Origin of the sequence: Pseudoduganella buxea, assembly GCF_009720835.1 — a bacterium.
Classification (GTDB): domain Bacteria; phylum Pseudomonadota; class Gammaproteobacteria; order Burkholderiales; family Burkholderiaceae_D; genus Rugamonas; species Rugamonas buxea.
The window spans coordinates 1-255 of sequence record NZ_WNKZ01000327.1; the positions used below are offsets into that span (position 1 = coordinate 1).

Genomic DNA, 255 nt, shown 5'->3' on the forward strand with positions numbered 1-255 from the left:
AACCAGGGTGACTGGGGAGCACGCGCATTGATGGCCTACTTCTATCGCAATGGCCTCGGTCCCCTCGAGAAGAACCACGTGCTCGATCCGGATGCGGACAAGCTGGTGGAAATCCTGCGCTCGGCCGCCGCGGCCGGCCAGGCCTGGGGCTACTACGATCTCGGCGTCGCGCACGAGCATGGCTACGGCGGTGCCGCGCAGGATGACAAGATCGCATGGGCCTATTACCGGAAGGCGGCGGAGCTCGGCAGCCCG

The 255-nt window shown here is 66.3% G+C and carries 1 pseudogene; it reads left to right on the forward strand.

Annotated elements, in window-relative coordinates:
- Positions 1–255 (forward strand): annotated as a pseudogene (locus GM672_RS28780) (SEL1-like repeat protein); the annotation flags it as partial.